Annotated in this window: 26 protein-coding genes and 2 pseudogenes; 6 read left to right on the top strand and 22 right to left on the bottom strand. The window is 66.9% G+C overall.

Annotated features, from left to right (window positions below):
- On the bottom strand, positions 1-448 hold a 448-nt coding region (gene rpsB / locus ACFE99_RS08760), incomplete at its 3' end, for a 30S ribosomal protein S2 (protein WP_375484346.1).
- 242 nt (positions 449-690) lie between these two features.
- Here rpsB and ACFE99_RS08765 point away from each other — a divergent pair.
- Positions 691-1,173 (top strand): annotated as a pseudogene (locus tag ACFE99_RS08765) (M23 family metallopeptidase); the annotation flags it as partial.
- 242 nt (positions 1,174-1,415) lie between these two features.
- Here the strand turns inward: ACFE99_RS08765 and ACFE99_RS08770 are convergent.
- The 6 genes from ACFE99_RS08770 to ACFE99_RS08795 all read right to left on the bottom strand — a co-directional run bounded on the left by ACFE99_RS08770 (position 1,416) and on the right by ACFE99_RS08795 (position 7,539).
- Positions 1,416-2,318 carry a tyrosine recombinase XerC gene (locus ACFE99_RS08770; protein WP_375484393.1) on the bottom strand — a complete coding sequence of 301 codons (903 nt, stop codon included), beginning with the start codon at positions 2,316-2,318 and terminating at the stop codon, positions 1,416-1,418.
- Between the two features lie 103 nt (positions 2,319-2,421).
- Positions 2,422-3,582 (bottom strand): lactate 2-monooxygenase, encoded by a 1,161-nt coding sequence (locus ACFE99_RS08775; protein WP_375484348.1) that lies wholly within the window; start codon positions 3,580-3,582, stop codon positions 2,422-2,424.
- A gap of 24 nt (positions 3,583-3,606) precedes the next feature.
- Positions 3,607-4,461 carry a siderophore-interacting protein gene (locus tag ACFE99_RS08780; RefSeq protein WP_375484350.1) on the bottom strand — a complete coding sequence of 285 codons (855 nt, stop codon included), beginning with the start codon at positions 4,459-4,461 and terminating at the stop codon, positions 3,607-3,609.
- A 29-nt stretch (positions 4,462-4,490) separates the two neighbouring features.
- Positions 4,491-5,663: a DNA-processing protein DprA gene (dprA, locus tag ACFE99_RS08785; RefSeq protein ID WP_375484352.1), complete on the bottom strand. Its 1,173-nt coding sequence runs from the start codon at positions 5,661-5,663 to the stop codon at positions 4,491-4,493.
- Complete coding sequence (locus ACFE99_RS08790) at positions 5,660-7,171, bottom strand: YifB family Mg chelatase-like AAA ATPase (protein ID WP_375484354.1); 1,512 nt, start codon at positions 7,169-7,171, stop codon at positions 5,660-5,662. The genes dprA and ACFE99_RS08790 overlap by 4 nt, the downstream gene beginning before the upstream one ends.
- Positions 7,171-7,539, bottom strand: coding sequence for a YraN family protein (locus ACFE99_RS08795; protein WP_375484356.1), 369 nt, complete (start codon positions 7,537-7,539; stop codon positions 7,171-7,173). Before ACFE99_RS08795 ends, ACFE99_RS08790 begins: the two co-directional genes overlap by 1 nt.
- Before the next feature lie 312 nt (positions 7,540-7,851).
- Here ACFE99_RS08795 and ACFE99_RS08800 point away from each other — a divergent pair, with 312 nt between their 5' ends.
- Positions 7,852-8,592, top strand: a complete 741-nt coding sequence (locus tag ACFE99_RS08800; protein WP_375484395.1) for a GAF and ANTAR domain-containing protein — start codon at positions 7,852-7,854, stop codon at positions 8,590-8,592.
- 14 nt (positions 8,593-8,606) lie between these two features.
- On the opposite strand, the gene ACFE99_RS08805 is transcribed toward ACFE99_RS08800, so the two are convergent.
- The gene (locus ACFE99_RS08805; protein WP_375484358.1) at positions 8,607-9,587 is read right to left on the bottom strand and encodes an NAD-dependent epimerase/dehydratase family protein; all 981 of its coding nucleotides are present in this window, start codon (positions 9,585-9,587) and stop codon (positions 8,607-8,609) included.
- A gap of 117 nt (positions 9,588-9,704) precedes the next feature.
- Here ACFE99_RS08805 and ACFE99_RS08810 point away from each other — a divergent pair, with 117 nt between their 5' ends.
- Entirely contained in the window at positions 9,705-11,060 is a 1,356-nt protein-coding gene (locus tag ACFE99_RS08810) for a wax ester/triacylglycerol synthase family O-acyltransferase (protein ID WP_375484397.1), read from the top strand.
- Positions 11,061-11,066: 6 nt separating this feature from the next.
- On the opposite strand, the gene ACFE99_RS08815 is transcribed toward ACFE99_RS08810, so the two are convergent.
- The 4 genes and pseudogenes from ACFE99_RS08815 to rplS form a co-directional block, all read right to left on the bottom strand.
- Positions 11,067-11,372, bottom strand: coding sequence for a DUF2469 domain-containing protein (locus ACFE99_RS08815; protein WP_012393608.1), 306 nt, complete (start codon positions 11,370-11,372; stop codon positions 11,067-11,069).
- A gap of 22 nt (positions 11,373-11,394) precedes the next feature.
- A pseudogene (locus tag ACFE99_RS08820) lies at positions 11,395-12,142 on the bottom strand (ribonuclease HII); the annotation flags it as partial.
- A gap of 2 nt (positions 12,143-12,144) precedes the next feature.
- Positions 12,145-13,011 carry a signal peptidase I gene (gene lepB, locus ACFE99_RS08825; RefSeq protein WP_375484366.1) on the bottom strand — a complete coding sequence of 289 codons (867 nt, stop codon included), beginning with the start codon at positions 13,009-13,011 and terminating at the stop codon, positions 12,145-12,147.
- Positions 13,012-13,183: 172 nt separating this feature from the next.
- Positions 13,184-13,525, bottom strand: coding sequence for a 50S ribosomal protein L19 (gene rplS, locus ACFE99_RS08830; RefSeq protein ID WP_375484399.1), 342 nt, complete (start codon positions 13,523-13,525; stop codon positions 13,184-13,186).
- 343 nt (positions 13,526-13,868) lie between these two features.
- Between rplS and ACFE99_RS08835 the strand changes: the two genes are divergently transcribed.
- Positions 13,869-14,780, top strand: a complete 912-nt coding sequence (locus ACFE99_RS08835) for a hypothetical protein (RefSeq protein ID WP_375484368.1) — start codon at positions 13,869-13,871, stop codon at positions 14,778-14,780.
- Between the two features lie 10 nt (positions 14,781-14,790).
- Here the strand turns inward: ACFE99_RS08835 and trmD are convergent, their stop codons facing one another.
- From trmD to ACFE99_RS08860, 5 genes are all read right to left on the bottom strand, one after another.
- Complete coding sequence (gene trmD, locus ACFE99_RS08840; protein WP_375484370.1) at positions 14,791-15,468, bottom strand: tRNA (guanosine(37)-N1)-methyltransferase TrmD; 678 nt, start codon at positions 15,466-15,468, stop codon at positions 14,791-14,793.
- Entirely contained in the window at positions 15,468-15,986 is a 519-nt protein-coding gene (gene rimM, locus ACFE99_RS08845) for a ribosome maturation factor RimM (protein ID WP_375484372.1), read from the bottom strand. The genes trmD and rimM overlap by 1 nt, the downstream gene beginning before the upstream one ends.
- 15 nt (positions 15,987-16,001) lie before the next feature.
- On the bottom strand, positions 16,002-16,244 hold the full coding sequence (locus ACFE99_RS08850; RefSeq protein ID WP_029114920.1) for an RNA-binding protein: 243 nt from the start codon (positions 16,242-16,244) through the stop codon (positions 16,002-16,004).
- 8 nt (positions 16,245-16,252) lie between these two features.
- Positions 16,253-16,789: a 30S ribosomal protein S16 gene (gene rpsP / locus ACFE99_RS08855; RefSeq protein ID WP_375484375.1), complete on the bottom strand. Its 537-nt coding sequence runs from the start codon at positions 16,787-16,789 to the stop codon at positions 16,253-16,255.
- Between the two features lie 182 nt (positions 16,790-16,971).
- Positions 16,972-17,391, bottom strand: a complete 420-nt coding sequence (locus ACFE99_RS08860; RefSeq protein ID WP_375484377.1) for a nuclear transport factor 2 family protein — start codon at positions 17,389-17,391, stop codon at positions 16,972-16,974.
- A 48-nt stretch (positions 17,392-17,439) separates the two neighbouring features.
- Between ACFE99_RS08860 and ACFE99_RS08865 the strand changes: the two genes are divergently transcribed.
- Positions 17,440-18,315, top strand: coding sequence for a D-alanyl-D-alanine carboxypeptidase family protein (locus tag ACFE99_RS08865; RefSeq protein WP_375484379.1), 876 nt, complete (start codon positions 17,440-17,442; stop codon positions 18,313-18,315).
- Positions 18,316-18,389: 74 nt separating this feature from the next.
- Positions 18,390-18,542, top strand: coding sequence for an ATP-binding protein (locus ACFE99_RS08870; RefSeq protein ID WP_375484381.1), 153 nt, complete (start codon positions 18,390-18,392; stop codon positions 18,540-18,542).
- Positions 18,543-18,555: 13 nt separating this feature from the next.
- On the opposite strand, the gene ACFE99_RS08875 is transcribed toward ACFE99_RS08870, so the two are convergent.
- The 5 genes from ACFE99_RS08875 to ACFE99_RS08895 all read right to left on the bottom strand — a co-directional run.
- Complete coding sequence (locus ACFE99_RS08875) at positions 18,556-19,161, bottom strand: TetR/AcrR family transcriptional regulator (RefSeq protein WP_375484383.1); 606 nt, start codon at positions 19,159-19,161, stop codon at positions 18,556-18,558.
- 1 nt (position 19,162) lies between these two features.
- Positions 19,163-20,944, bottom strand: a complete 1,782-nt coding sequence (locus ACFE99_RS08880) for an amidohydrolase family protein (protein ID WP_375484385.1) — start codon at positions 20,942-20,944, stop codon at positions 19,163-19,165.
- Between the two features lie 88 nt (positions 20,945-21,032).
- Positions 21,033-22,733 carry a serine/threonine-protein kinase gene (locus ACFE99_RS08885; protein WP_375484387.1) on the bottom strand — a complete coding sequence of 567 codons (1,701 nt, stop codon included), beginning with the start codon at positions 22,731-22,733 and terminating at the stop codon, positions 21,033-21,035.
- Between the two features lie 37 nt (positions 22,734-22,770).
- A complete protein-coding gene (locus ACFE99_RS08890) occupies positions 22,771-23,838 on the bottom strand; it encodes an amidohydrolase family protein (protein WP_375484389.1) in 1,068 nt (355 codons plus the stop codon).
- A 7-nt stretch (positions 23,839-23,845) separates the two neighbouring features.
- Positions 23,846-24,859, bottom strand: a 1,014-nt coding sequence (locus ACFE99_RS08895) for a signal recognition particle protein (protein ID WP_375484391.1), incomplete at its 5' end; no start/stop codon positions are given.

A 24,859-nucleotide genomic window follows, 5' to 3' on the forward strand; every position in this document is an offset into this window, starting at 1 on the left:
CGCCGAGGCTGCGCTCGAGCTTGTTCTTCTCGCGGGTCAGCCCCAGAATTTCCTTCTTCGTGCGGCCCTCGAAGCCCCCGGTCTGCTCCATCGCCTCGAGCTCTTTGAGCCGCTGCAGCCGCTTGTGCACGGTGGAGAAGTTGGTGAGCATGCCGCCCAGCCAGCGCTGGTTCACATACGGCATGCCGACGCGGGTGGCTTCGGCGGCGATCGATTCCTGCGCCTGCTTCTTGGTACCGACGAACAGGACGGTGCCACCGTGGGCGACGGTTTCTTTGACGAACTCGTACGCCTTATCGATGTAGGTCAGCGTCTGCTGCAGGTCGATGATGTAGATGCCGTTGCGGTCGGTGAATATGAACCGCTTCATCTTGGGGTTCCAGCGCCGGGTCTGGTGCCCGAAGTGGGTGCCGCTGTCAAGCAGCTGTTTCATGGTTACAACAGCCATGCCTGTGCCTTTACTTGTGGTCGGTTGTCGCCCGGCATCGGGTGAAGCCAGGCCCTGGCGTCTGCGGGATGCCGCACCCATCTGGCATTGCTTCCAGTGGGACCGCACGGCATCTTGTTGGCGGCAGACACGCGAAGTCAGCCCACGGACGTGGACTGCGTCGATAAGTTTACACGCCGGTAGCTGCTGCTTTGTCCACAGCCTGCCTGGCGCCGGGGCCGAAAGCCCGCTGCACTGATCGGATGCGGTCTGTTGCGGTCCTGCTGGGGGCGGCGCTGCTGTGTGCGGCGCCGGCGGTTGCCGACCGGGCCCGGCTGGACTGGCCGTTGCGCCCGCGCCCGGCCGTTGTGCGCAGCTTCGACGCGCCGTCGCCCAACTGGAATCGCGGGCATCGCGGGGTGGATCTGGCCGGTGTCCCCGGCCAGCCTGTCTATGCGGCGGGCAGCGCGACCGTTGTGTTCGCCGGGTTGCTGGCGGGACGGCCCGTGGTGTCGCTGGCCCACCGGGGTGGTTTGCACACCAGCTACGAGCCGGTGCGGGCGGCGGTTCGAGTCGGTCAACTAGTCGGGATCGGGACGGTGATCGGCGAGTTGGTGGCGGGCCACCCCGGCTGCGCGGCCGCCGCCTGCTTGCACTGGGGCGCGATGTGGGGCTCGGCGGCCCGCGCCGACTACGTCGATCCGTTGGCATTGCTGGCGTCGACACCAATCCGGCTCAAGCCGCTGCAGGGTTGATTTCGGTGGCGTCGGGTCTGCGCTCATGGCGTCGAGTCTGCGCTGACGGCGTCGAGTCTGCACTCACGGCGATGGTTACGCGCGCGACCCCGCCGTACGCGCAGAATGAAAGCCACTGCCGCAGAGTCGGTGCGCTTAGCGATAGTCGGTGTGCAGCTTGCACATTCGGCGTTGTGCGGGTACGGCCGATAGCCTGGTGCTGCAGGGCCTTCCCTGCCCGTATCACGGAATGGCTAGGCCCGCGGATGAGCCTGGTCGTGGACTGCGCGCAACCGTGCGACCGAGACGTGGGTGTAGAGCTGGGTGGTCGCGAGGCTGGAATGTCCGAGCAATTCCTGAACCACCCGCAGGTCCGCCCCGCCCTCGAGCAGATGGGTGGCTGCACTGTGCCGAAGCCCGTGCGGCCCGATGTCGGGCGCGCCGTTGACCGCGGCAACGGTATGGTGCACGACCGTTCGGGCCTGGCGCACGTCGAGTCGTCGCCCCCGGGCACCTAGCAGCAACGCCGGGCCGGACTCGGCGGTAGCCAGCGCGGGACGCCCGTCAACCAGCCACGCGCGCAGCACCTCGGCGGCCGGCTCCCCGAACGGAACAGTTCGCTGCTTGTCGCCCTTGCCGAGCACCCGCAGCAACCGATGACCGAGGTCGACATCGTCGATGTCCAGCCCGCACAACTCGCTAACCCGAATGCCGGTGGCGTACAGCAACTCGACGATCAGCCGGTCTCGCAAAGCCAGCGGATCTCGTTGCTGCGAGCCGGTTTTCGCGGCAGCCATGGCGGCCAACGCCTGATCTTGGCGTAGCACAGCCGGCAGCGCGCGGCGCGCTTTGGGCGTTTGCAGCCGCACCGCCGGATCGGTATCCAGCAGACCGCGCCGCAACGCCCATGCGGTGAAGGCCTTGACCGCTGACGTCCGCCGGGCCAGGGTCGCGCGGGCCGCGCCTGCGCCTGCCTCGGCCGCCAGCCATGACCGCAGCACCGCCAAACTCAGGGCCTTAAGGTCTGCGCCGGGCGCGCGTTGGGCGAGAAAGCCGAACAATGACCGCAAGTCGCCCAGGTATGCCCGACGGGTGTGGGCAGAGCGGCCGCGTTCCAGCGCCAGATACTCGTCGAACTCGTCGAGGATGCCCTCGATCTCAGGCGGCACTCCTTTACCGTCGCAGACGCTTGCGGGCAAGGCGGCCAGGCGAGGCGCGTGTGTCGCGATTCGCGTCCTACGTTGCGGTTCGCGGCACGGGCTAGCGGACCGGACGCAACGCCGCCGGTGTGAGATCGCTCAGCAGAGGATAGCCATCAACGGCCATGATCAGGTCGGCTTCGGCCAGCAGCGCGCGCAGCACATGCACGATGCCGTCGACCCCGCCGAGCGCAAGGCCGTAGGCGTAGGGCCGGCCGATGCCCACCGCGGTTGCGCCCAAGGCCAGAGCCTTGATGATGTCGGCGCCGCTGCGCACGCCGGAGTCGAACAGCACCGGTAACCCGGCGGCGGCCTCGACCACGTCCGGCAAGCAGTCCAGCGCGGGCAGACCACCGTTGGCTTGGCGTCCGCCGTGGTTGGAGCAGTAGATACCGTCGACGCCAGCGTCTCTGGCGCGCCGCGCGTCGTCGGGGTGACAGATGCCCTTGACGATCAGCGGCAGCTTGGTCAGCGACCGCAGCCACGGCAGGTCGTGCCACGTCAGCGGATTGCCGAATAGCTGAACCCAGCGCAGAACAGCGCCCTGCGGGTCTTCTTCCGGCGGGCGTTGCAGGCCGGCGCGGAACACCGGGTCGCTGGTGTAGTTGCTCAGGCAGTGGCCCCGAAGCTGCGGGAAGTTCGCCGTGCGGAGATCGCGCGGCCGCCAACCGGGCACCCAGGTGTCCAACGTGACGACGATGCCCCGGTAGCCCGCCGCCTCGGTACGATGCACGAAGCTGGCGGCCAGCTCCCGATCAGTGGGTGTGTACAGCTGGAAAAAGCCTGGGGTGTCGCCGAACTCGGTGGCGACCTGCTCCAGCGGGTCGGCGGTCAGCGTCGACACCACCATCGGTACACCGGTGCGGGCTGCGGCGCGGGCGGTGGCCACGTCGCCGTGGCCGTCTTGGGCGCAGATGCCGATGACTCCGATGGGCGCCATGAACACCGGCGAGGGCAACCGCAGACCGAACAGTTCGACGGACAGGTCGCGCTCGGTGGCGCCGACGAACATCCGCGGGATCAGTCCCCAGCGTTCGAACGCGGTGCAGTTAGCCCGCTGAGTGCGTTCGTCGCCGGCGCCGCCGGCCACATACGACCACACCGCCGGTGACATTGCGGACTGTGCTTTGGCCTCTAATTCCGCGAAGGCCATGGGTAGTGACGGAGCAACGCCCGCCAAACCTCGCAGGTAGATCTCGTTTTGGTAATCGGAGAACGCCACGACAATGAGGATGCCAGCCGGTGATCAGTCCGCGACGCCGGCCGCCTCCGCCTCGGCGAGCTCCTTCTTCCATTGCCGGAAGGTCTCTTCAGTGCGGCCGCGCCGCCAGTAACCGGAGATCGACGCCCACTTCGCGTCTACTTCGCGCTCTTTGCGGATGTAGCGGCGAAGGTTGTGCATGACAGCCTGGGCTTCGCCGTGGATGAACACGTGCACTTGGCCGGGCAGCCACTGGGTGGTCCTGACCGCCTCGATCAACGGCGCGTGATCACCAGCCCGGTCCTCGGGCACCAGATCAGCCCGCCCGCCGCGGTAGATCCAGTTCACCTGTACCAATTTCGGTGCGCTAATCGGGATTTCGTCTTCGGGACCGGCGATCTCGATGAACGCCTTGCCAACGGCGTTGTCCGGCAAGGCCTCCAGTGCTGCGGCCATGGCAGGCAGGGCGGATTCGTCACCGGCCAGTAGGTGCCAGTCGGCCCCCGGGTCGGGGGAATACGCTCCGCCCGGACCCATCAGGTACATCGGCTGGCCCGGGTCGGCGGCTTCCGCCCAGGGTCCGGCCACCCCGTGCTCGCCGTGCACCACGATGTCGATGGTGAGCTCGCGGGCTGCGGGGTCGACACGACGCACAGTCATGGTCCGGATCACCGGCTGCTTTTCGGCAGGTAAACCGGCGAAGCTGTCCAGGGTCAGCGGTTGCGGCAGCGTGGCCACGTCGACGTCGTCGGGGATGAACACCAGCTTGACGTAGGAGTCGCTGAAGTCGTTGGGGACGAATGTGTCGAAGCCGTTTCCACCAAGCACCACCCGGACCATGTGTGGTGCGAGCTGCTCGCGGCGCACCACTTCGAAGGTGTGCACTGGTCGACCCGCCACATCGCCTCCCTCCATAGTGATCGTGTCGACTATACGAGCCGTTCTGCCCGCGGCGGCTGCTGTGTACCCGCTCGGACGATCCGCCAACAGCCGTCCCGGTGCTCAGCCAGACCGGCGACCTCCAGCATCGCCAACGGCCCCAGAACTTGGGCCGGCGGCAGCCCGGACGCTACGGCGATCTCGTCGATGGGCGCGGCGCCGCGGCCCGGCAACGCCTCATAGACCTGCCGTTCGGTGTCGCTGAGCGCGTCGAGCGGGGTCGCGGGCCGCGGTTCGTCGGGCGCCAATTCCCCCATCCGACCGACCAGCTCGACGATGTCGCTGGCGCGGGTGACCAACTCCGCGCCCGAGCGGAGCAGGGCATGACAACCCGCGGACGCCGACGAGGTGACCGGGCCAGGAACCGCGGCCACCACTCGGCCCAATGCCCGCGCCCAGGCAGCGGTATTCGCGGCGCCGCTGCGCAGACCGGCCTCAACCACGACCGCCGCGCCCGCGAACGCGGCGACCAGCCGGTTGCGGGTCAAGAACCGGTGGCGCGCCGGCCGCACACCGGGCGGATATTCGGTGACCAGCAGGCCGTGTGTGCCGATACGATGGAGCAGCGCCGAATGGCCTGCGGGATAAGGGATGTCGATGCCACCGGCGAGCACTGCCACGGTGACTCCGTCGGACGCCAGCGCGGCGCGGTGGGCTGTACCGTCGATGCCGTAGGCGCCGCCGGAGACAACCGCAACGCCGCTCTCCGTCAGCCCTGCGGCGAGATCGGCCGCCACGTGCTCGCCGTACGCCGTGGCAGCGCGGGTCCCGACCACCGCGGCGGCGCGCTCCGCGGTTTCATCGAGCAGCGCGGGACCTTGCGCCCACAAGACCAGCGGCGGCCGGGCCTGCGGTTTGGCTTTGGCAGACGCGCCGTCGAATGCGATAAAAGCGAGCGCAGGCCACTCATCGTCGTCCGGGGTGATCAGGCGACCGCCGCGATGGAATAGCAGGTCGAGATCCGCTGCGGCCTGGTCTATTTCACGTCTGGCTTCGGTGTGCCGCGCCAGCATCTCGTCGACGTGGCCACCCTGAACCCGTTCGGCGGCCTCCACCGGACCGACACGTCGGACTAGAGCCACCAGCTCGGCGCACGGCGGTTCGGCCACTCGCGATAGGTACGCCCATGCCCTCAGCGTCGGGTCGTCGACCGACCGCGTCATCGTGACGCTCCAGCTTGGCGAAAGCTCAGCGCCGTGGCGACCTCGTCGACACCGGGCGATGAGCGGCCCGCCAAATCGGCCAGCGTCCACGCGACCCGCAGTGTGCGGTCGACGCCGCGGATGCTGAGCAGCCCGCGGTCCAGCGCGGCGCGCAGTGGCGCCATCGCCACGCTGTCCGGTCGGAATTTCCGCCGCAGCAGGGCGCCGCTGACCTCGGCGTTCGTGCGGAATCCGTGTGGTCGCCACCGTTCGGCCGCCGCGTCGCGGGCCTGCGCAACCCGGCTGCGTACCTGCGCGGTCGACTCGCCCTGGGTGGCCGAGAACGCGCTGCCCCGCACCGGATGCATCTCGACGCGCAGGTCTACTCGATCCAGCAGGGGCCCCGAAAGCCTGCCCAGATAGCGCCGTTTGGCCATGGGGGCGCACATACAGTCGCGCGGATCAGCGGGCGCGCACGGGCACGGGTTGGCGGCCAGCACCAGTTGGAATCGTGCCGGATAGCGCGCCACTCCGTCACGGCGGGCCAGGCGAATCTCCCCATCCTCCAATGGGGTTCGCAAAGCCTCCAGTGCACTGACCCGAATCTCGGCGCACTCGTCGAGGAACAGCACTCCACGGTGAGCGCGGCTGACCGCACCCGGCCGCGCCATCCCCGAACCGCCGCCGACCAGCGCGGCGACGCTGGAGCTGTGATGCGGCGCGACGAACGGCGGCCTGGTGATCAACGGCGTCGTCTCCGACAGCAGGCCGGCCACCGAGTGGATCGCGGTGACCTCCAACGACTCGCTTTCCGATAGCGGCGGCAGTAATCCCGGAAGGCGTTGCGCCAGCATGGTTTTGCCTACACCGGGCGGACCGGTCAGCATGAGATGATGCGCCCCGGCGGCGGCTACCTCCACCGCGAAGCGGGCCTGGGCCTGCCCCACCACATCGGCCAGGTCAGCCGACGGCTCGGGCGCGGCCGATATCGCGGCGATCCTGTCCTCCAGCGACGCCGTTCCGCCGAGCCAAGCCTGCAGCTGCCCGAGGCTGCGCACACCCCACACGTCGATACCGTCGACCAGACTGGCCTCCGCGAGGTTGTCCGCCGGGACCACCACGGTGGACCACCCGTCGGCCTTGGCCGCCACCACCGCCGGCAGCACCCCGTGCACCGGACGCACCCGCCCGTCCAGCGCCAGCTCACCCAGTAGCACCGTCGTCTCCAACCGCTGCCACGGCTTTCGCCGTTGCGCCGACAACACGGCCGCGGCCAGCGCCAGGTCGTAAACCGACCCCATTTTCGGCAGCGTCGCCGGCGACAACGCGAGGGTGAGCCGGCTCATCGGCCATTGATTCCCGCAGTTGGTGATCGCCGCCCGCACCCGATCCCGGGATTCCTGCAGCGCGGCATCGGGCAGACCCACCAGGTGCACGCCCGGCAGGCCTGAGGTGATGTCGGCTTCGATTTCGACGATCTCCCCGTCCAGTCCGCGCACAGCGACGGAGTATGCCCGCCCCAACGCCATCAGCCGATCCCCTGCAGGTGAGTGATCTCCGGCGTGCGGCAGCGTCCGATCCGCACGCCGATGACATCGATGCGGATGGCATCCCAGCTCCGGTCTTGACCGGCCAGCCATAACGCAGCGAGCCGCCGCAGCCTGCGGGCCTTCTGCGGGGTCACGGCGTGTGCCAGGCCGCCGAAACCGTCGCCGGTGCGAGCCTTCACCTCGACGAATACCACTGTGCGCGCACCCGCATCGGCGGCGATCACGTCCAGTTCGCCATACCGGCAGCGCCAGTTGCGGGTCAAAACCCGCAACCCCAACTGGGTCAGATGGTCTACGGCCAGCTGCTCACCAAGCGCGCCCAGCTCGGCCCGGCTCAACGTCGTCATGCCGTCACACTGCCGGGGAACGCCGACGCGCCAAGCCGGCAGCAAGGCCGCTTCCGCGCCGCAGCGGCCGGTTATCCCCAGCCGCGTGTTGGTCCACAGCAATTCTGAGGTGGGTGGCAACCGGGATTGGCGTTTGACGCCGGAGCCGGAGGTGACAATAGTGAGCGAATTAGGCCCATCGGGCGGGCAGACTATATAACTGACTCCTGCTCACCTGGTCGTCGCCGGTGACCAACGCCGCCGACAATTGCCGACCAGGGAAGATTGAAACGAGGGATCGACGTGGCGGACGAACTAACCGCCGGCCCCGGTATGTCACCGCCGGGTCCTGCAACAGCAGATCCCGCGACTGTGTTCACCGCACTTGCCGAGATCATCTATCAGGGCTCGGACCCCAGTGAGGTGTACGCGGCCATCTGTGTTGCCGCCACTCTCACTGTGTCAGGGTGCGACCACGCCAGCTTGTTGGTACGCCGCAACGGTGACTACGTCACCGTCGGCGCCAGTGACCGGATCGCGCTGCTAATCGACGACTTTGAACGCAGTGTCGGCGACGGGCCGTGCCTCGACGCCATCGAGGAGGAAGCCCCGCAAATCGAGCCGGACCTGACCACACCGTGTCGATGGCCCGAGCTCGCGGCCCGGCTGGTCGCCGAGACACCGGTACGCGGCGCGATGGGTTTCCGGATTTTGGTCGATCGTAGAAAAAGCGGTGCGCTCAACCTTTTTAGCGATAGCCCCAATCGCTTCAACACCGAGTCCGCCGGACAGGCCGTCGTGCTGGCGGCTTTCGCCAGCGTGGCGATCAACGCGATCCGCCAGGGCGAGGACGCCGCCACCCTGCGGCGCGGGTTGCTGAGCAACCGCGAAATCGGCAAGGCCATCGGCATGTTGATGCTGCTCCACAACTTCTCCGAGCAGGACGCGTTCGAACTGCTCCGGCACTACTCCCAGGACCTGAACATCAAGCTGGCCGACGTAGCTCGCGCCGTCATCCAACATCGCGGCCAGCTGCCGTCCGGCAGCGACGACCTCCTTGCCCCCGGCGTATAGCAGCGTCGCCCGACTCACAGCGCCGCGGCAAGCGCTGCCAGCGTCTCCGCCGAGGAGTACGTCGGCTGCCAACCGAGGTCCCGTTTCGCCTTCGTCGTGTCCATTACCACGGACGCACGGGACACATGCAGCCATTCAAGCGCCGACGGGATGAACGGCAACCGCGAAATCGCCGCAGACGCCGCCGACGCGGCAGCAGCCGGCACCCGGACCGGTCGGCCGCCCAGCGCCTTGGCCACATCGGAGACGGTTACCGTCCCATCACCGGCGAGGTTGTATGCGCCGGGCGGTGCCGGTGCGGTGGCGGCCAACGCGATCGCGGCGGCGACGTCGTCGTGGTGGACGAGCTGCAACGGGATACCCGGATCGGGCACCACCGGCTTCAGCACGGGGACCAGCCCGGTCACTGCGCGGATCGGAGCGGGCAGTTGGTTCCACGGCATCGCGTCGGCCAGGGCGCGGGCCGTGGGCCCGGCGACAATGCAGGGGCGAAGGATGAACACCTCCAGCGACGAGCCCGCGGTGATTTCGGCGAGCGCGGCCTCACACGCGGCCTTCTGCTCGGAGTAATAGTGCTCGGGTGATCCGCGTGGCGGCACATCCTCGGTCAGCGGCACGGGGTTGTCGGTGTGGTAGCCGTACGCAGCCACCGAGGAGGTGTACACCAGCCGCCGCGGCCGCTCGGCGGCGACGGTCGCCTCGAAGACGTTGCGGGTGCCCTGGAGGTTGATCCGGGCGCTCTCTTCGCGCGAACCCATGATGGTGAACGCCAAGTGGATGACCACATCGGCGTCGGCGGCGAGCGCGTCGACCGCGTCGCGGTCCAAGACGTCGCCCTCGTGGTAGGTGGTCTTCTCCCACCCCAACGTCACCGGGTCGAACGGGCGACGCGCCATCCCGACGATGTTCTCCACGGCGGGTTCGCGCTCCAACGCCGTCACGGCCGAGATACCGATTTCTCCAGTGGGGCCGGTGACGGCGACGGTCAATCCCATTGGCACATTCTTCCCGGCGGAGCTGAGAGCGCAAACGCCGGAATCCGCGTAGCGGGTGTGACGAGCGCCTGGCAAGGTTACAAAGTGAGGAAGAACACTCGAGCGTGGGAGAAAACCATGGAGCTGATATCACCGGCCGACGTCATGTTTCTGGTGGGCGAATCGCGCGAACATCCCATGCATGTCGGCTGCTTGCAGCTCTTCCAGCCGCCCGAAGACAAGGGACCGGACTTCGTGCGCGAGTCCTACGATGCGATGCTCGGCTGCACCGATGTCCAGCCCACTTTCCGCAAGCATCCGGCGTTCTTCGGCCCCGTCACCAATGTGGCGTGGACCTTTGACGACGAGGTCGAACTCGACTACCACTTCAGGCGCTCAGCAATACCGACCCCCGGTCGGGTCCGTGAGCTGCTGGAAGTGGTCTCTCGGCTGCACGGGGCGCTGCTGGACCGCCACCGGCCGCTGTGGGAAGCACATCTGGTGGAAGGACTCGCCGACGGGCGCTATGCCGTCTACATCAAGTTCCACCAATCACTGCTCGACGGCGTGTCAGCCGCGAAGTTGATGCAGCGGGCGTTCACCACCGATCCCGACGACGAGGAGATACGGGTGCCCTGGGCGCTCAAGCCGCGCCGTCGGCAAAGCAGTGGCGGGGGGCCGTCTGCGCTGCAAAGGCTGACGGGGGCGCTGGGCTCGACCGCTGCCTTGGCGCCGTCGACCCTGTCGCTGGCACGCGCGGCGTTACTCGAACAGCAACTGGCGTTGCCCTTCCAGGCCCCGAAATCGATGTTCAACGTCCGTATCGGAGGGGCGCGGCGAGTGGCGGCCCAATCGTGGTCACTGGATCGCATCCGCCACGTCAAGAACGCCAGCGGCGTGACCCTCAACGACGTCGTTTTGGCGATGTCGGCCGGCGCGCTGCGCGCCTATTTGATCGAACAGAATGCCCTTCCCGACACCCCGCTGGTCGCGATGGTTCCGGTCAGCCTGCGCAAAGACGACGACGACGGCGGCGGCAACATGGTGGGTACGCTCTTGTCCGACCTGAACACGCACATTGACGACCCGGCCAAACGCCTCCAGGCGATCAACGTGTCGATGTGCGAGAGCAAAAACATCTTCAAACAGCTTCCGCCCGTGCAGCAGTTGGCGCTGTCCGCGTTCAACGTCGGCGGGCTGTTCCTCGGGCTCATTCCCGGCTTCATCCGCACCGCGCCACCGCCGTTCAACATCGTGATTTCGAACGTGCCAGGAGCGCAGGAGCCGCTGTATTGGCGCGGCGCGCGGATGGTCGGAAACTATCCGCTGTCGATCCCGCTGGACGGGCAGGCGATGAACATCACCGTAACCACCAACGGCGAAAACCTCGATTTCGGCCTGGTCGCCGCTCGGGGCAGTGTGCCGCACATGCAGCGCATGCTCGGCCATCTGGAGACGTCGCTGAAAGACCTGGAACGCGCTGTCGGGGTCTAACGTCGCTTACTCGGGCAGCCGCAGCTCGGGTTTCTCGACTTCCTCGATGTTGACGTCTTTGAAGGTAACAACTCGCACCTGCTTGACGAACCGGGCCGGCCGGTACATGTCCCACACCCAGGCATCGGCGAGTCGCAGCTCGAAATAGACCTCGCCGTCGGCGTTGCGCGGCACCATCTCCACGCTATTTGCCAGGTAGAACCGCCGCTCGGTCTCCACGACGTAGCTGAACTGGCCCACGATGTCCTTGTATTCGCGGTACAGCGAGAGCTCCATCTCGGTTTCGTACTTCTCGAGATCTTCGGCACTCATTTGCCCGGTCGTCCTTCTCCCTCGGCAAGTTCCCCGGGTCCCATCTTCCCCCACCCGTTTCCACCGAGCCGGTCCGGTGTAGTCGACTTGAATTCCGTGACTACCCGGGTGCCCGATGCCGTCGCCACCCGCCGGACGTTGATGAACGAATGGCGGTGCTCTGGGCAAGGACCCAACGCGGTCAACGCCGCGCTGTGTGCGGGCGTGCAGTAGCCCTTGTGTTCGGCGAAGCCGTACCCGGGATGCTGCGCGTCCAGCGCCACCATCAACCGGTCCCGGCTGACCTTCGCCAGCACGCTGGCGGCGGCGATGCAGGCCGCCGTCGCGTCGCCGTCGATCACCGGCAGCGACGGTATCGACAGCCCAGGCACCCGAAAGCCGTCGCTGAGCACATACCCCGGGCGTACCGACAGGCCTGCCACCGCTCGCCGCATGCCCTCGATGTTGGCAACATGCACACCGCGCCGGTCGACTTCGGCGGGCGGAATGAACACCACGTGGTAGGCCAGCGCATAGCGGCGGATCACCGGGAACAGCTTCTCGCGGGTCTTCTCGGTGAGTTTCTTCGAATCATCAAGGGCCGCTAGGCTTTCCAGCCGCCCCGGGCCGAGCACACAGGCCGCCACTACCAGCGGTCCCGCGCAGGCGCCGCGGCCCACCTCGTCGACGCCGGCCACCGGTCCCAGCCCGCTGCGATACAGGGCCGATTCCAGGGTGCGCAACCCGGACGATTTGCGGATTACCGTCCGCGGCGGCCACGTCGTGGTCATGGCTATCGGCCTTGTTGAGGGTTCACCGACTTCACTGTGCCCCAGCGCGACGGCGGCCACACGATGAATCGGGCCTTGCCGATAACGTTGCTCACCGGCACAGTGGCCGACATCGGGTCGCCGGTGCAGAGCAGACCCTTCAGCGCGTCCGCCGGCACGCTGGTGCAGTGGGCCCGCGAGTCCGCCGAGTGGGTGCGGTTATCGCCCATCACCCACAGCCGTCCCTGCGGAACGGTGACCGGTCCGAACTCGCCGCCCAGACACGGATACACCGACGGGTCTGCCATCATCGTCGCCGCATTCAGATACGGCTCCTTCAACCGGCTGCCGTCGACTGTCAGACCGGTGTTGGCCCGGCAGCGCACGGTCTGGCCCCCCACTGCGATGACGCGCTTGACCAAGTCGTTCTCGTCGGGCGGGACGAAGCCGACGAATGACAGCCCGTTCTGCAACAAGCGCAGCACGGTGTTGTGCGAGCGGATCGACTTGTACCCGATGTTCCACGACGGCGGTCCCTTGAAGACGATGACGTCGCCGGGTTGCGGTGAGCCGAACCGGTAGCTGATCTTATCCACCATGATGCGGTCACCCACACAACCCGAACACCCGTGCAGGGTGGGTTCCATGGACTCGGAGGGGATCAGGTAGGGCCGCGCAACGAACGTCAACATGACGTAGTAGAGCACCACCGCGATCGCAGCCAGGATCGCTGCTTCGCGCATCGCCGCCCGCTTATTGCGTTTGGGTTCTTGCCCGCCCTCTTCTTGGGTGGCCGTATCGCTGGAGGCAGGATCGCGGGTAGCGACTTGGGGCTCCGCCGGATCGGAATCGGCTTGGCGCTCAGGCGACGAGTCGGCGGTTTCGGTCACGCCATCAGCCTAGAGGCGATCGCAAGCGCGGCGGAGCCGGGCGCAGCGGGTCGCCGACAAACCAGGCCAGAGGCGATCGCAAGCGCGGCGGAGCCGGGCGCAGCGGGTCGCCGACCAATCAAGCGCGAGGCGATCGCAAGCGCGGCGGAGCCGGGCGCAGCGGGTCGCGAATTCAGCGCTTTTCTTTGATCTTCGCCTTCTTGCCGCGACGCTCGCGCAGGTAGTAAAGCTTGGCGCGGCGAACGTCTCCGCGGGTCACCACCTCGATGTGGTCGATGTTGGGCGAATGCACCGGGAAGGTGCGTTCGACGCCGACGCCGTAGCTTTCCTTGCGCACGGTGAAGGTCTCACGGACGCCGCCGCCCTGGCGGCGGATCACCACGCCCTTGAACACCTGGATGCGCTGCTTGTTGCCCTCAATCACCTTGACGTGCACGTTGACTGTGTCCCCGGGGTTGAAGGCCGGGATGTCGTCGCGCAGCGACGCCTTATCGACGAAGTCCAGCGTGTTCATTTCGACAGGCACTTCCTTGCAGGTCGCGGCTGCGGGACACTGCCCGCGCAAACGCGAGGCGATCACCGAGCCGATGAATTCGGGCATCTAAGCGTATCTCGCAAACATGCGGGGGCAGCGGCCCACCGACAGCTGCGGGAGACAACTGGTCAATTGTGCCAGATGCCCCTCACCGCAGCGAAATCACAGGGAATCACCGCCCGTCGCTAAGGTGCAAAGCCGTCCGCGGGTGGTAGATATGACGGAGGCCTAACTACAGGAACGGGAAAGCCTCGGCTTGACGCGCCGGGCAGGTGCAGCGCGGCACGTTCCAATCCGTGATCTCTACCGCCTGAGGAGGGGCATGCGACCGCGGCCGCCGATGCTAGTCGTCACCACAGTGGTGATCCTGATGGCGTTGGTGGCTGGCTGCGAGGCCAAGGTGTACGGCGCCTCCGCTGCCAAGCCGTCACCGCGGCGCAGCACCCCGGTTGCACCGCTGGTCCAGGCGATCGCCCCACAGCAACTGGCACGTTTCGGGACGCTCGGCGGATTGCAAGACCGGATCCAGCGGGCCAGCTACCAAGCCGCCGCCGACGGCGCCAGCCTCTCGGTTGCGGTGCTTGACCGCGCTACCAACCAGCTGGTCGCCAGCGGCAATACCGAGGTGATCGCCACCGCATCGGTCGCCAAGCTGTTCATTGCCGACGAGCTGTTGCTGCAAGAATCGCAGGGCAGGACCAAGCTATCCGCCGGCGATCACAGGTCATTGGACGCCATGCTGCAGTCATCCGACGACGACGCCGCGGAGAGGTTCTGGAGCCAGGCTGGTGGCGAGCAAATCATCGGCCAGGTGGCGAGCCGCTACGGGCTCACCTCCACCCAACCGCCCAGCGATGGGCGCTGGTGGAACACCATCAGCTCGACAGGCGACCTGGTCCGCTACTACCGGATGCTGCTCGACGGCGCCGGCGGCCTGCCGCCCGAGCGGGCCAAGATCATCATCGACGACCTCGCCAGGTCTACGCCTACCGGAGTCGACGGCTACCCGCAGCGGTTCGGCATCCCTGACGGTCTGTATGCAGAACCAGTTGCTGTCAAACAGGGCTGGATGTGCTGTATCGGCGAGGACTGGATGCACCTGTCGACCGGAGTGGTCGGTCCGGACAGCCGCTACGTCATGGTGGTCGAGTCGCTGCAGCCCTCTGACGACGCCACCGCGCGGGACGCGATCACCAAGGCCGTCAAGACCATGTTCCCGACCGGCCGTATCTGATTGCGCACCGCTACTCGAGCAGATCTGGCCGCCGTTCCCGGGTGCGCTGCAGCGCGACCTGCTCGCGCCAGCCGGCGATCCGCGCGTGGTCACCGGAGAGCAGTACCTCGGGGACATCAAGGCCACGCCAGCTTGGCGGACGAGTGTAGCTGGGCCCTTCCAGCAGGCCACGGGAATGCGAGTCGTCTTGGTGCGACAGCGGATTGCCCAAGACGTTGGGCAGCAGCCGAAGCACCGCCTCGATCATGACCAGCGCTGCCGACTCCCCGCCCGGCAACACATAATCACCGATCGAAACCTCCTCGACCCGCATCCGGCGGGCGGCGTCGTCGATCACCCGCTGGTCGATACCCTCGTAACGGCCGCAGGCGAACACCAGATGCGCCTCGGTGCTCCAGCGCTGCGCAGCGGCCTGGTTGAACAGCACACCAGCCGGCGTCGGCACAATGAGAAGCGTTTGGCTCGAACAGATTTCATCCAGCGCTTCGCCCCACACCGGCGCCTTCATCACCATCCCGGGACCGCCGCCGTAGGGGGTGTCGTCCACCGAGCGGTGCACGTCGTGGGTCCAGCGCCGCAGGTCGTGCACATGCAACTCGACCACGCCCGATTGGATCGCCTTGCCGGGTAAGGACTGCCGCAGCGGATCGAGGTACTCCGGGAAGATCGTCACAACGTCGATACGCACTAGATCCCCAACTCCAGCAGGCCCTCGGGCGGGTCGATCTCGACAGTGCGAGATTCCAGCGACACCGATGTCACGATCGCGCTGACGAACGGCACCAGCAGCTCACCGGCGTCATCGCGGTTGACTGCCAGCAGTTCACCGGCGGCGGTGTGGAGCACTTCGGTCACGGTGCCGATGTCCTGCCCGGTGGTCGTGCGTACCCGCAGACCTTCCAGCTGATGGTCGTAGTACTCGTCCGGGTCGTCGATCGGCGGCAGGTCTACGGAGTCGATTACCAGCAGGCTGCCGCGCAGCGCGTCGGCCGCATCCCGGTCGGCCACGCCGGCCAGCCGCACCAAAAGTCGCCCGCCGTGCGGCCGGGCCGCATCGACAACATAGCTGCGCTCATCGTCAGATCCCTTGGCGCGCAACACCGATCCCGGGGCGAACCGAGTATCGGGCTCGTCGGTGCGGACGTCGACGACAACTTCGCCGGTGACGCCGTGCGCTTTCACCACGCGCCCGACCACCAGGTCCATCAGCTTTGAGTTCCGCTACTGGTCGGTGTCCACCACGTCGACACGAATACCGCGCCCACCGATGCCTGCGACCAGAGTGCGTAACGCGGTCGCGGTGCGTCCCCCGCGGCCGATCACCTTGCCGAGATCATCGGGGTGCACGTGCACTTCCACGGTCCGGCCACGCCGATTGGTCACCATGTCGACCCGGACATCGTCGGGGTTGTCGACGATGCCACGGACCAGATGCTCGACCGCGTCGACGACGACGGTGCTCATCGCGCCACTCAACTCTCGGTCGCCTGGTCGCCGCCCGCAGCCGCCTGCTCAGGCTGCTCGGCCGGCGCCGGCTCAGCGGCCTGCTCGGGCTCAGGGGCCTGGTCCGCCTCAGCCGTCTTTTCGGCCTCAGCGGCTTTCTTGGCCGCGGCTTTCTTGGCCGGAGCCTTCTTCTTCGGTGTCGCGGCCTCGGTGGTGGGTCCACCCTCGGCGGCGGCGAGCGCGGCGTTGAACAGCTCAAGCTTGCTCGGCTTCGGTGCCCGGGTCTTCAGCTTGCCCTCGGCACCGGGCAGTCCTTTGAACTTCTGCCAGTCACCGGTGATCTTCAGCAGCTTCAAAACAGGCTCGGTGGGCTGAGCGCCCACAGACAGCCAGTACTGGGCACGCTCGGAGTTGATCTCGATGAGGCTCGGCTCTTCCTTGGGGTGGTAGCGGCCGATGATCTCGATGGCGCGGCCGTCGCGGCGGGTGCGCGAATCGGCGACCGCGATGCGGTACTGGGGATTGCGGATCTTGCCAAGCCGGGTGAGCTTGATCTTTACAGCCATGGTTAAGCGAACTCTCCTGTGGGTGTCACGCTGCAATTCAGCGACCCTGGCGGGATGCCAGTGTCCGGTTTTGCCTCGCGTGTCCGTCTGGCCGGGCGACACCTAAAACGGCAAGTCACGCGGCGGACAGCCGCCAATTGTGCCAGAGCACACCCGCACCGTCGAAATCCACTCAACGAGCGTCAGGGACTCCGGTCGAAGCATTTGGCCTCAACGCGGCGGCTCATCCGCCACCCCTGCGGCGTGCGCACGAACTCGTCCTCGTACCACAGGCCCAGCAGCATGGTGCTGGGCTTGTCGCCGCCGAACACCATCGGGTTGAAACAAAAGGTCCTCGCCGTTGCGGTGTCGCCGTCAACGCGGATCGACGGCAGCCCCAGCATGTGGGCGTAGTTGGCGAAGTTCGGCAACACCTCGGCCAGCCACGCCTTTACCTCCGAGTAGCGCCCAACTATTCCGTCGAAGGCGCTGTAATCGATATACGCATCCGGGGTGAACACCGTGTCGAGGTCGTCGAATCGACGCGAGTCGATGGCGGTGGAGTAGTCCACCAGCAGCTGCTGGATCTCCAAGCGGTCCGATATTTCGGCCAGGCTCAACATGGGAATTGATTGAACACGATGCCGCGGCGACGGCTACGCTCAGCGACCATGCGAAGGCTTGTGTCGTGTTTCGCTGTCGTCTTCGCCGCCGTGGTCGGCTGGCATGCCCCTACGGCCTCGGCCGACGCCGGTGCTCAGCCGGTGGGGTCGGTGGCAATACCCGACGGCCCGGCACAGACCTGGATCGTCGCTGACCTCGACACCGGCCAGGTGTTGGCCGCTCGCGACGAGAACGTGCGCCACCCGCCTGCGAGCACCATCAAAGTGCTGTTAGCGCTGGTGGTGCTGGACGAGCTGAACATGGACTCGACGGTCGTCGCCGACGCCGCCGACACCCAGGTGGAGTGCAGCTGTGTCGGAGTCAAACCGGGCCGCACCTACACCACACGCCAGTTGCTCGACGGCCTGCTGCTGGTGTCGGGGAACGATGCGGCCAACACCCTGGCCCACATGCTGGGCGGCCAGCAGGCCGCCGTGGCCAAGATGAACGCCAAGGCCGCCGCGCTGGGTGCGGCCAACACCGAGGCAGCTACCCCATCAGGTCTGGACGGGCCAGGCGGTTCGGGCTGGTCGACCGCGCATGACCTGGCCGCCATCTTCCGGGCAGCTATGGCCAATCCCCTGTTCGCGCAGATCACGGCGGCGCCGTCGGCCCCGTTTCCCGGTGACAGCGGCGAGCGCCAGATCGTCAACCAAGACGAGCTGCTGCAGCGATACCCCGGCGCGATCGGCGGCAAGACCGGGTTCACCAATGCCGCCCGCAAGACGTTCGTCGGGGCCGCCGCCCGCAATGGCCGGCGACTGGTCATCGCCATGATGTACGGCCTGGTGCACGACGGCGGACCCACCTACTGGGATCAAGCAGCCGGCCTGCTCGACTGGGGATTCACCCAAGGCCCGCAGTCGGCCATCGGCACCCTGTAGCCGCTCGAGACCGTCGACGTGTCCGCAATCCGCGAATCCGACCGTTTGACCGTCACGGTGATCGATTACGGCAAGTGGCGTGGCCGACTATGGACCCGCAGCATCCATCGCCTGCCGGGATACGGGGCCGCGGCATTCCGTTGATGAAATCGCTTGCCGACGAGGCGAAAATCCACACCTCGAATACCGGGACGCGGGTGCATCTGATGTGGACTGGGCTGCGCTGAACCCCGACTCAGCTCAATCGTCGTCCGGCACTTGGGCTATGGCGTCGAGCAGCGACACCAGAAGCGGTATCCGCTGCGCTTCGATGTCGGGCTGGGGCAGCACTGCTTGCACGATGGCCGCGCCGTCAAATGTGTTGGCGACCATGGCAACCACAGCGGCGAAGATGTCTTCCGGAAAACTGTCGGCGCCCGGAAGCGCCCGGGCGACGTCGTAGATCTTCGAGCTGTATTGCTCGAGGACGTTTTGCAAAGTCTCCTTGAGCTTTTCGTCGGTGCGCGCAGCGACCATCAGTTCGTACAACACCGCGTTTGTCGAATTACGGGTGATGTCCCGCAGAATCGTCAGCACAGCCTCCAAAGGCAGCCTGTCAGCGGGGATCTCGGCGACCTGCTTGGTGAACAAGTCGAGCTGGCGCCGTGACGCTTCATTTGCGGTGGCCGCCATGAAGTCGCCCATGGTGGCGAAGTGACGAAACAGCGCGCCGTCGGATACGTTGGCGCGCTTGCTGATCACCGCGGCTGACGCCCGCGCGTACCCGATCTCGGCGATGGTTGCGATGCTGGCGTCAAGCAGTCGGGCGACGGTTTCGTCGCGGCGTTGCTGCTGAGTCCTCGCCATGTCAGAGGAGTGCCCCGTGATCATGGTGAGCCGCTGCCCGCAAGAACCGGCCGGACTTCACCGTCTTTCCGTAGCCGTCGCGGAACTGGCCGTGTCGGCACACCACCCCGCCGCCCACACCGGTGGCGACGACGGCTGCATCGTTGCGATTGACCATGCGGCGCAAGCCGCCGTAGAACCCGACCGCCTCCTCGTAGTAGCCGTCCACCGACTCGTCCAGACCGGCCGGATCGATGACCACGAAATCCGCGCGGTCGCCCTGTCGCAGCGTGCCGGCGTCCAGCCCGAACCAGTCGGCCACTTCGGCGGTCAGCCGATACACCGCACGCTCGACGCTGAGGAAAGGATGGCCCGCGCGCTGGGCCTCCAGCACGCGCTTGAGCAGCCGTAGCGGATAGTTGTAGAACGCCATATTGCGCAGGTGCGCGCCCGCATCCGAGAAACCCATATGGACACTCCGTTCGGCGGCGAGCTTGTCGAGCTGCTTGCGCCGATGGTTGGCGACCGTGGTCGTCCACCGGACGTTTCGCTCACCGTTGTCGACCAGCACGTCCAGGAACGCATCCAACGGATGCAGTCCGCGCTCATCGGCGATCGCCCCGAAGCTCTTGCCGATCAACGATGTATCCGGACACTCGACAATCACCGCATCGTGAAAATCGCGATGCCACAACGCGGGTCCAAGCTTTTTGCGGTCGAATTCCCGGCGGAATTCGCGCCGGTAATCGATGTCGGCCAGCAGCTCGTTGCGCTCAAGCTGGTCGCGCAGATGCAGGGCTGCGGTTCCTGCGCCGAACTCCTCGAAGACCGGGAGATCGATCCCGTCGGAGTACAACGTGAACGGCACGGGCAGGTGCTGCAACCGTACCTGTGAGCCAAGCACCACGTTGAGCAGCCGGGTCCCGGGTCCGAAGACATATACGGCCCCGGGTGCCGACTTGGTGTCCGCCGATACCAGCAGGCTCATCCGCACCGGCTTGCGGCGCCCGAACATTGGGCTGCTGGACAAGAAAAACAGCAGCGCCGATGACGGCTTGGCGACATTGGGCGCGCTCTGCAGAATCCGGTCCCGCCTGCGCAGCACCTCGATCAGCGTGCGCCGTTCCCGCCACGTCGCGAACGTCGACGGCAGCGCACGCGACCGGTACCGGTCGCCGTCGAGTTTGTCGATGGCCGCGTCCATCCCCGACATGCCCAGCAGCCCTGCGTCGAGTGCCTCGTCCAGCAACGCCGCCATCCGCTCGAGTTCGGCGTCGGTCGGTCGCACTTCGTCGTCGGTGGCCCGGCCCAGGCCGAGCACCGCGGTCCGCAGATCCGAATGGCCGATGAGCGAGCCGACGTTCGGGCCAAGGGGCAGCTCGTCAAGCGCGGCAACGTATTCAGCGGCCGTCGACCAGGTCTTCTCGGCTTGTAGCGCGCCGAACACAAACTCGCGCGGCACCGCCTCGACCCTGCTGAACAGGTCGGCCGCGTCGGCGGCGTCGGCGTAAACCGTCGACAGCGAACAGTTTCCCAGCAGCACCGTGGTAACGCCGTGGCGCACCGACTCGCGCAATCCGGGGTCCAGCAGCACCTCGGCGTCGTAATGGGTATGCACGTCGATGAAGCCGGGGACGACCCACTTGCCGGCCGCATCGATCACTTCGGGGCAGCCCGTCTCGTCCAGCGGTTCGGCCGACACTGCTGCGACGACGCCGTCGCGGATTCCAAGGGTGCGCTGCTGCGGCGAACGGCCGGTGCCGTCGAACCACAGGCCGTCGCGGATGACCACGTCGTAGCTCACGGTGCCTCCCGGTGGTGGGGTCCGGCGAGCGTAGCAGAGTTAGTAAGTACTTACAATCTTTCGCTGTCGCGTCGTCGTGACCACGGGCTCAGCGAGTACGGGTCGTAGTGGCGGGCGCAGTCGGAGTAGTTGGCTCCGGGCTGGGCATGACGAGCCCCGGTGGCACGTCGCCGACCCGCCCAGCCACCGCGGGGATCACGATCTGACCTCCTTTTTGAGCGCATTCGTCGGTCTCGACGGTCACGGTCATCACGCCGCGTAGTGGGCCGTGCTCCTGTGGTTGCAGTGAGATGACCTGCGTGGTGGTCTCGTTGGCCGTTGTTCCGTGTGGCCCGAGGCATGGGAACTTTACGGTTTCCGGCCGTGACTGCCAGGCGCCGTCGCGGAAATCCAGGACTAGGACGTGGGTGCCGGCTGTCGTACTGACTGTTTGGTGGTTGTCGTCGTCCAGCAAGATTCCGCTGGCGACGCATCCCGCGGGTGTGCACGACGCGCGGAAGGCCCACCAGGTGGTCACGTTGGGTGGCTGCGGGTCGGGCGCGTCATTGTAGGTTTGCTGCGCACGGTTGACGTCGACCTGGTAGGTGCCGTCGAGCATGTCACCTGGCCCCGGTGCCGCGCTCTTGGTCGTCGGGGCCGGCGCCGCAGTCGAAGTCCGCGTTGTCGGGATGGCGACGGGGGTGGACGGCGCCTGGGTCTTGCGGCTGAGCATGACACCGGCCAGCACGCCGACCAAGGTGAGCACCACCCCGACAGCCGACCCGAGCAAGATCCACGGCCACCGGCGACTCGCCGGGACCGCTACGGTAGCGCGCCGTCGTGGCAGCCGCCGCACCAGCGTTGCGATCACTCCCCCGCGAGGTTTGTAGGGCAGTTCGCCTGCGTCGGCTTGGCGTGCGACCCTCGCGTCGTCGGGGTAATCGAGGGTGAGTACGGCCTCGGGGCTGCGATCACCGACCGAGACGCCGGCCATTCCGCTCAGCGCGTCGGCGAACTGGCGACAGCTGCCGAACCGGTCGGCGGGGTTTTCGGCAAGCGCGGTGGACAGCGCGCCGTCGAGACGCCACAGATCCGGGTGCCGATCGCCGAGGGTGGGTGGCGCGGCGCTGCGCCGCTGACTGATGTCGACATCCTGGTACGGCGGCGCACCGGTCAGCAGATGAAATGCGGTGGCCGCCAGCCCATACTGGTCAGCGCGCCCGTCGATGCGCGAGCCGGTCAGCTGTTCGGGCGCGGCATAGGCGAGCGCGTCCGGGGTCAGCTCCTTGCGCGCCAGCCGTCGGAGGGTACCGATCTGTCGCGCTAAACCGAAGTCAGCCAACAGGATTCGTGGTTCACCGCCGCCCGGGTTGGTCAAAAAGATGTTGGCCGGTTTGACAGCGCGGTGCAACATTGCGCGTTGGTGCGCGTAATCCAGTGCCCAGGCGATGGCGGCGATGATCGACAGCGCCTCGCCAGCGGGCATCCCGGCCGGAAACTGCTCTCGCATGAGCTGCGCGGCGGTGATGCCGTTGAGGTACTCCATCGCGATCCACAGCTGTCCGTCGAACTCGCCGCGGCCATACACCTCCACGATGTGCGGGTGATACAGCGTCGCGGCGATCTCGGTCTCGCGGTGGAACCTTTCGCGAAACTTGCGGTCCGCTGTCATCGACCGGGGAAGGACTTTCAACGCGTCCTGGCGAGCAAGCGCCGGATGCTGAGCGAGATAGACCTCACCGGTGCCGCCAGTGCCCAGCATCCGAACGATGGTGTATCCAGCAAAGGTCGACCCAGGGGCCAACGGCATTCACCGATCCTATCGGCGGTCGCTGCCCCGCGTCTTGTCAGAACATCCGCCCGCGCAAGATCACCAGGTCGGGGCTTCTCAACACACTGGGACCATGCCGGGGATCGTCGTTGTAGCACAACAGGTCTGCCGAGGCACCGTGGTCCAGGCTGGGCCGGCCCAGCCAGCGTCGGGCATCCCATGACGCTGCGCCCAGCGCCTCGGTGGGACTCATCCCGATGCCCTTGAGCGCCTCGACCTCGTCGGCGATGCGGCCGTGGGCGACCATGGTGCCGGCATCGGTGCCGGCATACACCGCTACGCCGGCATCGCGCGCGGCGGCCATCCGCGAAGAGCACGTGGCGTGCAGGTCGCGCATGTGGGCGGCGTAGGTCGGGTACTTTTCCGCCGACGCAGCGATGCCGGGGAAGTTTTCGATATTGATTAGGGTCGGCACCAATGCGGTGCGGTGCTCGACCATCAGCTCGATGGTGTCGTCGGTGACTCCGGTGCCGTGCTCGATGCAGTCGATTCCGGCGTTGATCAAGCCCGGCAGCGCGTCCTCGCCGAAGACGTGCGCGGTGACCCGTGCTCCGTGGGAGTGCGCGGCGTCGATCGCCGTCTTGAGCACCTCGTCGGACCACAGCGGTGCCAGATCGCCGATGCGCCGGTCGATCCAGTCGCCGACCAGCTTCACCCATCCGTCGCCGCGCCTGGCTTGTTCGGCCACTAGCTGCGGCAGCTGCGACTCGTCGTCGAGTTCGATTGCGAAGCCCGGCGTATAGCGCTTGGGTCTGGCCAGATGCCGACCGGCGCGGATGATGCGCGGCAGGTCGGCATGCTCATCCAGGGGGCGGGTATCAGTCGGTGAGCCGCAGTCCCGCAGCAGCAACGCGCCGACGTCGCGTTCCGTCTGCGCCTGGTTGATCGCCTCGTCGAGTTCGATGGCGCCGTGCGCGCCCAGCCCGACGTGGCAGTGCGCGTCGACCAGTCCTGGGATGATCCAGCCGCCGTCGAAGACGGTGTCAGCGCCTGTGACTGGTTCGACGCTGATCTTTCCGTCGACGATCCAGCGCTCCAGCGGGGCGTCGTCGGGCAGGCCGTTGCCGCGGATGTGCAGTCGCACCCAGCGCCTACTTCTTGCCGGGGAACTTCAGTTGGGACAAGTCGAAATCCGCCAGCCCCGGTGGCAGCTCGTTGAGCCCTTCCGGCAGGTGCGACAGATCCGGGAATCCCGCCGGCATGCCGGCGCCCAGCGGGCTGCGCGGTTTCGGCGGGGTAGGACCGCGCTTCTTGCCCTTTTTCCCCTTGCCCCCCTTGGCTTTTCGCGACGATTTACGTCCCAGGCCCGGCATGCCCATGCTGCCCATCATCGACGACATCATCTTGCGGGCCTCGAAAAAGCGGTCGACCAGCTGGTTGACCTCCGAGACCGTCACACCCGAACCGTTGGCGATCCGCAGCCGCCGTGAGGCGTTGATGATCTTGGGGTCGGCCCGCTCCTCGGGTGTCATCCCGCGGATGATGGCCTGCAGGCGGTCGAGTTGTTTGTCGTCGACGGCGGCCAGTGCCTCCTTCATCTGGCCGGCGCCGGGCAGCATGCCCAGCAGGTTGCCGATCGGCCCCATTTTGCGGATCGCGAGCATCTGTTCGAGGAAGTCCTCCAGGGTCAGCTCGCCGGTGCCGATCTTGGCGGCGGCGGCCTCGGCCTGCTGGGCGTCGAAGACCTGCTCGGCCTGCTCGATCAGGCTCAGCACATCGCCCATGCCCAGAATGCGGCTGGCCATCCGGTCTGGATGGAACACGTCGAAGTCATCGAGCTTTTCGCCGGTGGATGCGAAAAGGATTGGCACACCGGTGACTTCGCGCACCGACAGGGCGGCGCCGCCGCGGGCGTCACCGTCGAGCTTGGTCAGCACGACGCCGGTGAACCCGACACCCGCGCCGAACGCCTCGGCGGTGGTGACGGCGTCCTGCCCGATCATGGCGTCGAGGACGAACAGCACCTCGTCGGGGCTGACGGCCGTGCGGATGGCGGCGGCCTGCGCCATCATCTCGTCATCGATGCCGAGTCGGCCGGCGGTGTCGACGATGACGACGTCGAAGTGCTTGGCCCGGGCCTCGGCGACTCCTTGGGAGGCCACGGC

The sequence above is a fragment of the uncultured Mycobacterium sp. genome, from assembly GCF_964249325.1.
Taxonomy (GTDB): Bacteria; Actinomycetota; Actinomycetes; order Mycobacteriales; family Mycobacteriaceae; genus Mycobacterium.

Coding starts and splice junctions, on each gene's coding strand:
- dprA (WP_375484352.1), bottom strand. CDS start 5,663: ATGACGCGGTCGGTCGACGACCCGACGCTGAGGGCATGGGCGTACCTA.
- ACFE99_RS08790 (WP_375484354.1), bottom strand. CDS start 7,171: ATGGCGTTGGGGCGGGCATACTCCGTCGCTGTGCGCGGACTGGACGGG.
- ACFE99_RS08795 (WP_375484356.1), bottom strand. CDS start 7,539: ATGACGACGTTGAGCCGGGCCGAGCTGGGCGCGCTTGGTGAGCAGCTG.
- ACFE99_RS08800 (WP_375484395.1), top strand. CDS start 7,852: ATGTCACCGCCGGGTCCTGCAACAGCAGATCCCGCGACTGTGTTCACC.
- ACFE99_RS08805 (WP_375484358.1), bottom strand. CDS start 9,587: ATGGGATTGACCGTCGCCGTCACCGGCCCCACTGGAGAAATCGGTATC.
- ACFE99_RS08810 (WP_375484397.1), top strand. CDS start 9,705: ATGGAGCTGATATCACCGGCCGACGTCATGTTTCTGGTGGGCGAATCG.
- ACFE99_RS08815 (WP_012393608.1), bottom strand. CDS start 11,372: ATGAGTGCCGAAGATCTCGAGAAGTACGAAACCGAGATGGAGCTCTCG.
- rplS (WP_375484399.1), bottom strand. CDS start 13,525: ATGAACACGCTGGACTTCGTCGATAAGGCGTCGCTGCGCGACGACATC.
- ACFE99_RS08835 (WP_375484368.1), top strand. CDS start 13,869: ATGCGACCGCGGCCGCCGATGCTAGTCGTCACCACAGTGGTGATCCTG.
- rimM (WP_375484372.1), bottom strand. CDS start 15,986: ATGGACCTGGTGGTCGGGCGCGTGGTGAAAGCGCACGGCGTCACCGGC.
- ACFE99_RS08850 (WP_029114920.1), bottom strand. CDS start 16,244: ATGAGCACCGTCGTCGTCGACGCGGTCGAGCATCTGGTCCGTGGCATC.
- rpsP (WP_375484375.1), bottom strand. CDS start 16,789: ATGGCTGTAAAGATCAAGCTCACCCGGCTTGGCAAGATCCGCAATCCC.
- ACFE99_RS08860 (WP_375484377.1), bottom strand. CDS start 17,391: ATGTTGAGCCTGGCCGAAATATCGGACCGCTTGGAGATCCAGCAGCTG.
- ACFE99_RS08865 (WP_375484379.1), top strand. CDS start 17,440: ATGCGAAGGCTTGTGTCGTGTTTCGCTGTCGTCTTCGCCGCCGTGGTC.
- ACFE99_RS08875 (WP_375484383.1), bottom strand. CDS start 19,161: ATGGCGAGGACTCAGCAGCAACGCCGCGACGAAACCGTCGCCCGACTG.
- ACFE99_RS08885 (WP_375484387.1), bottom strand. CDS start 22,733: ATGCCGTTGGCCCCTGGGTCGACCTTTGCTGGATACACCATCGTTCGG.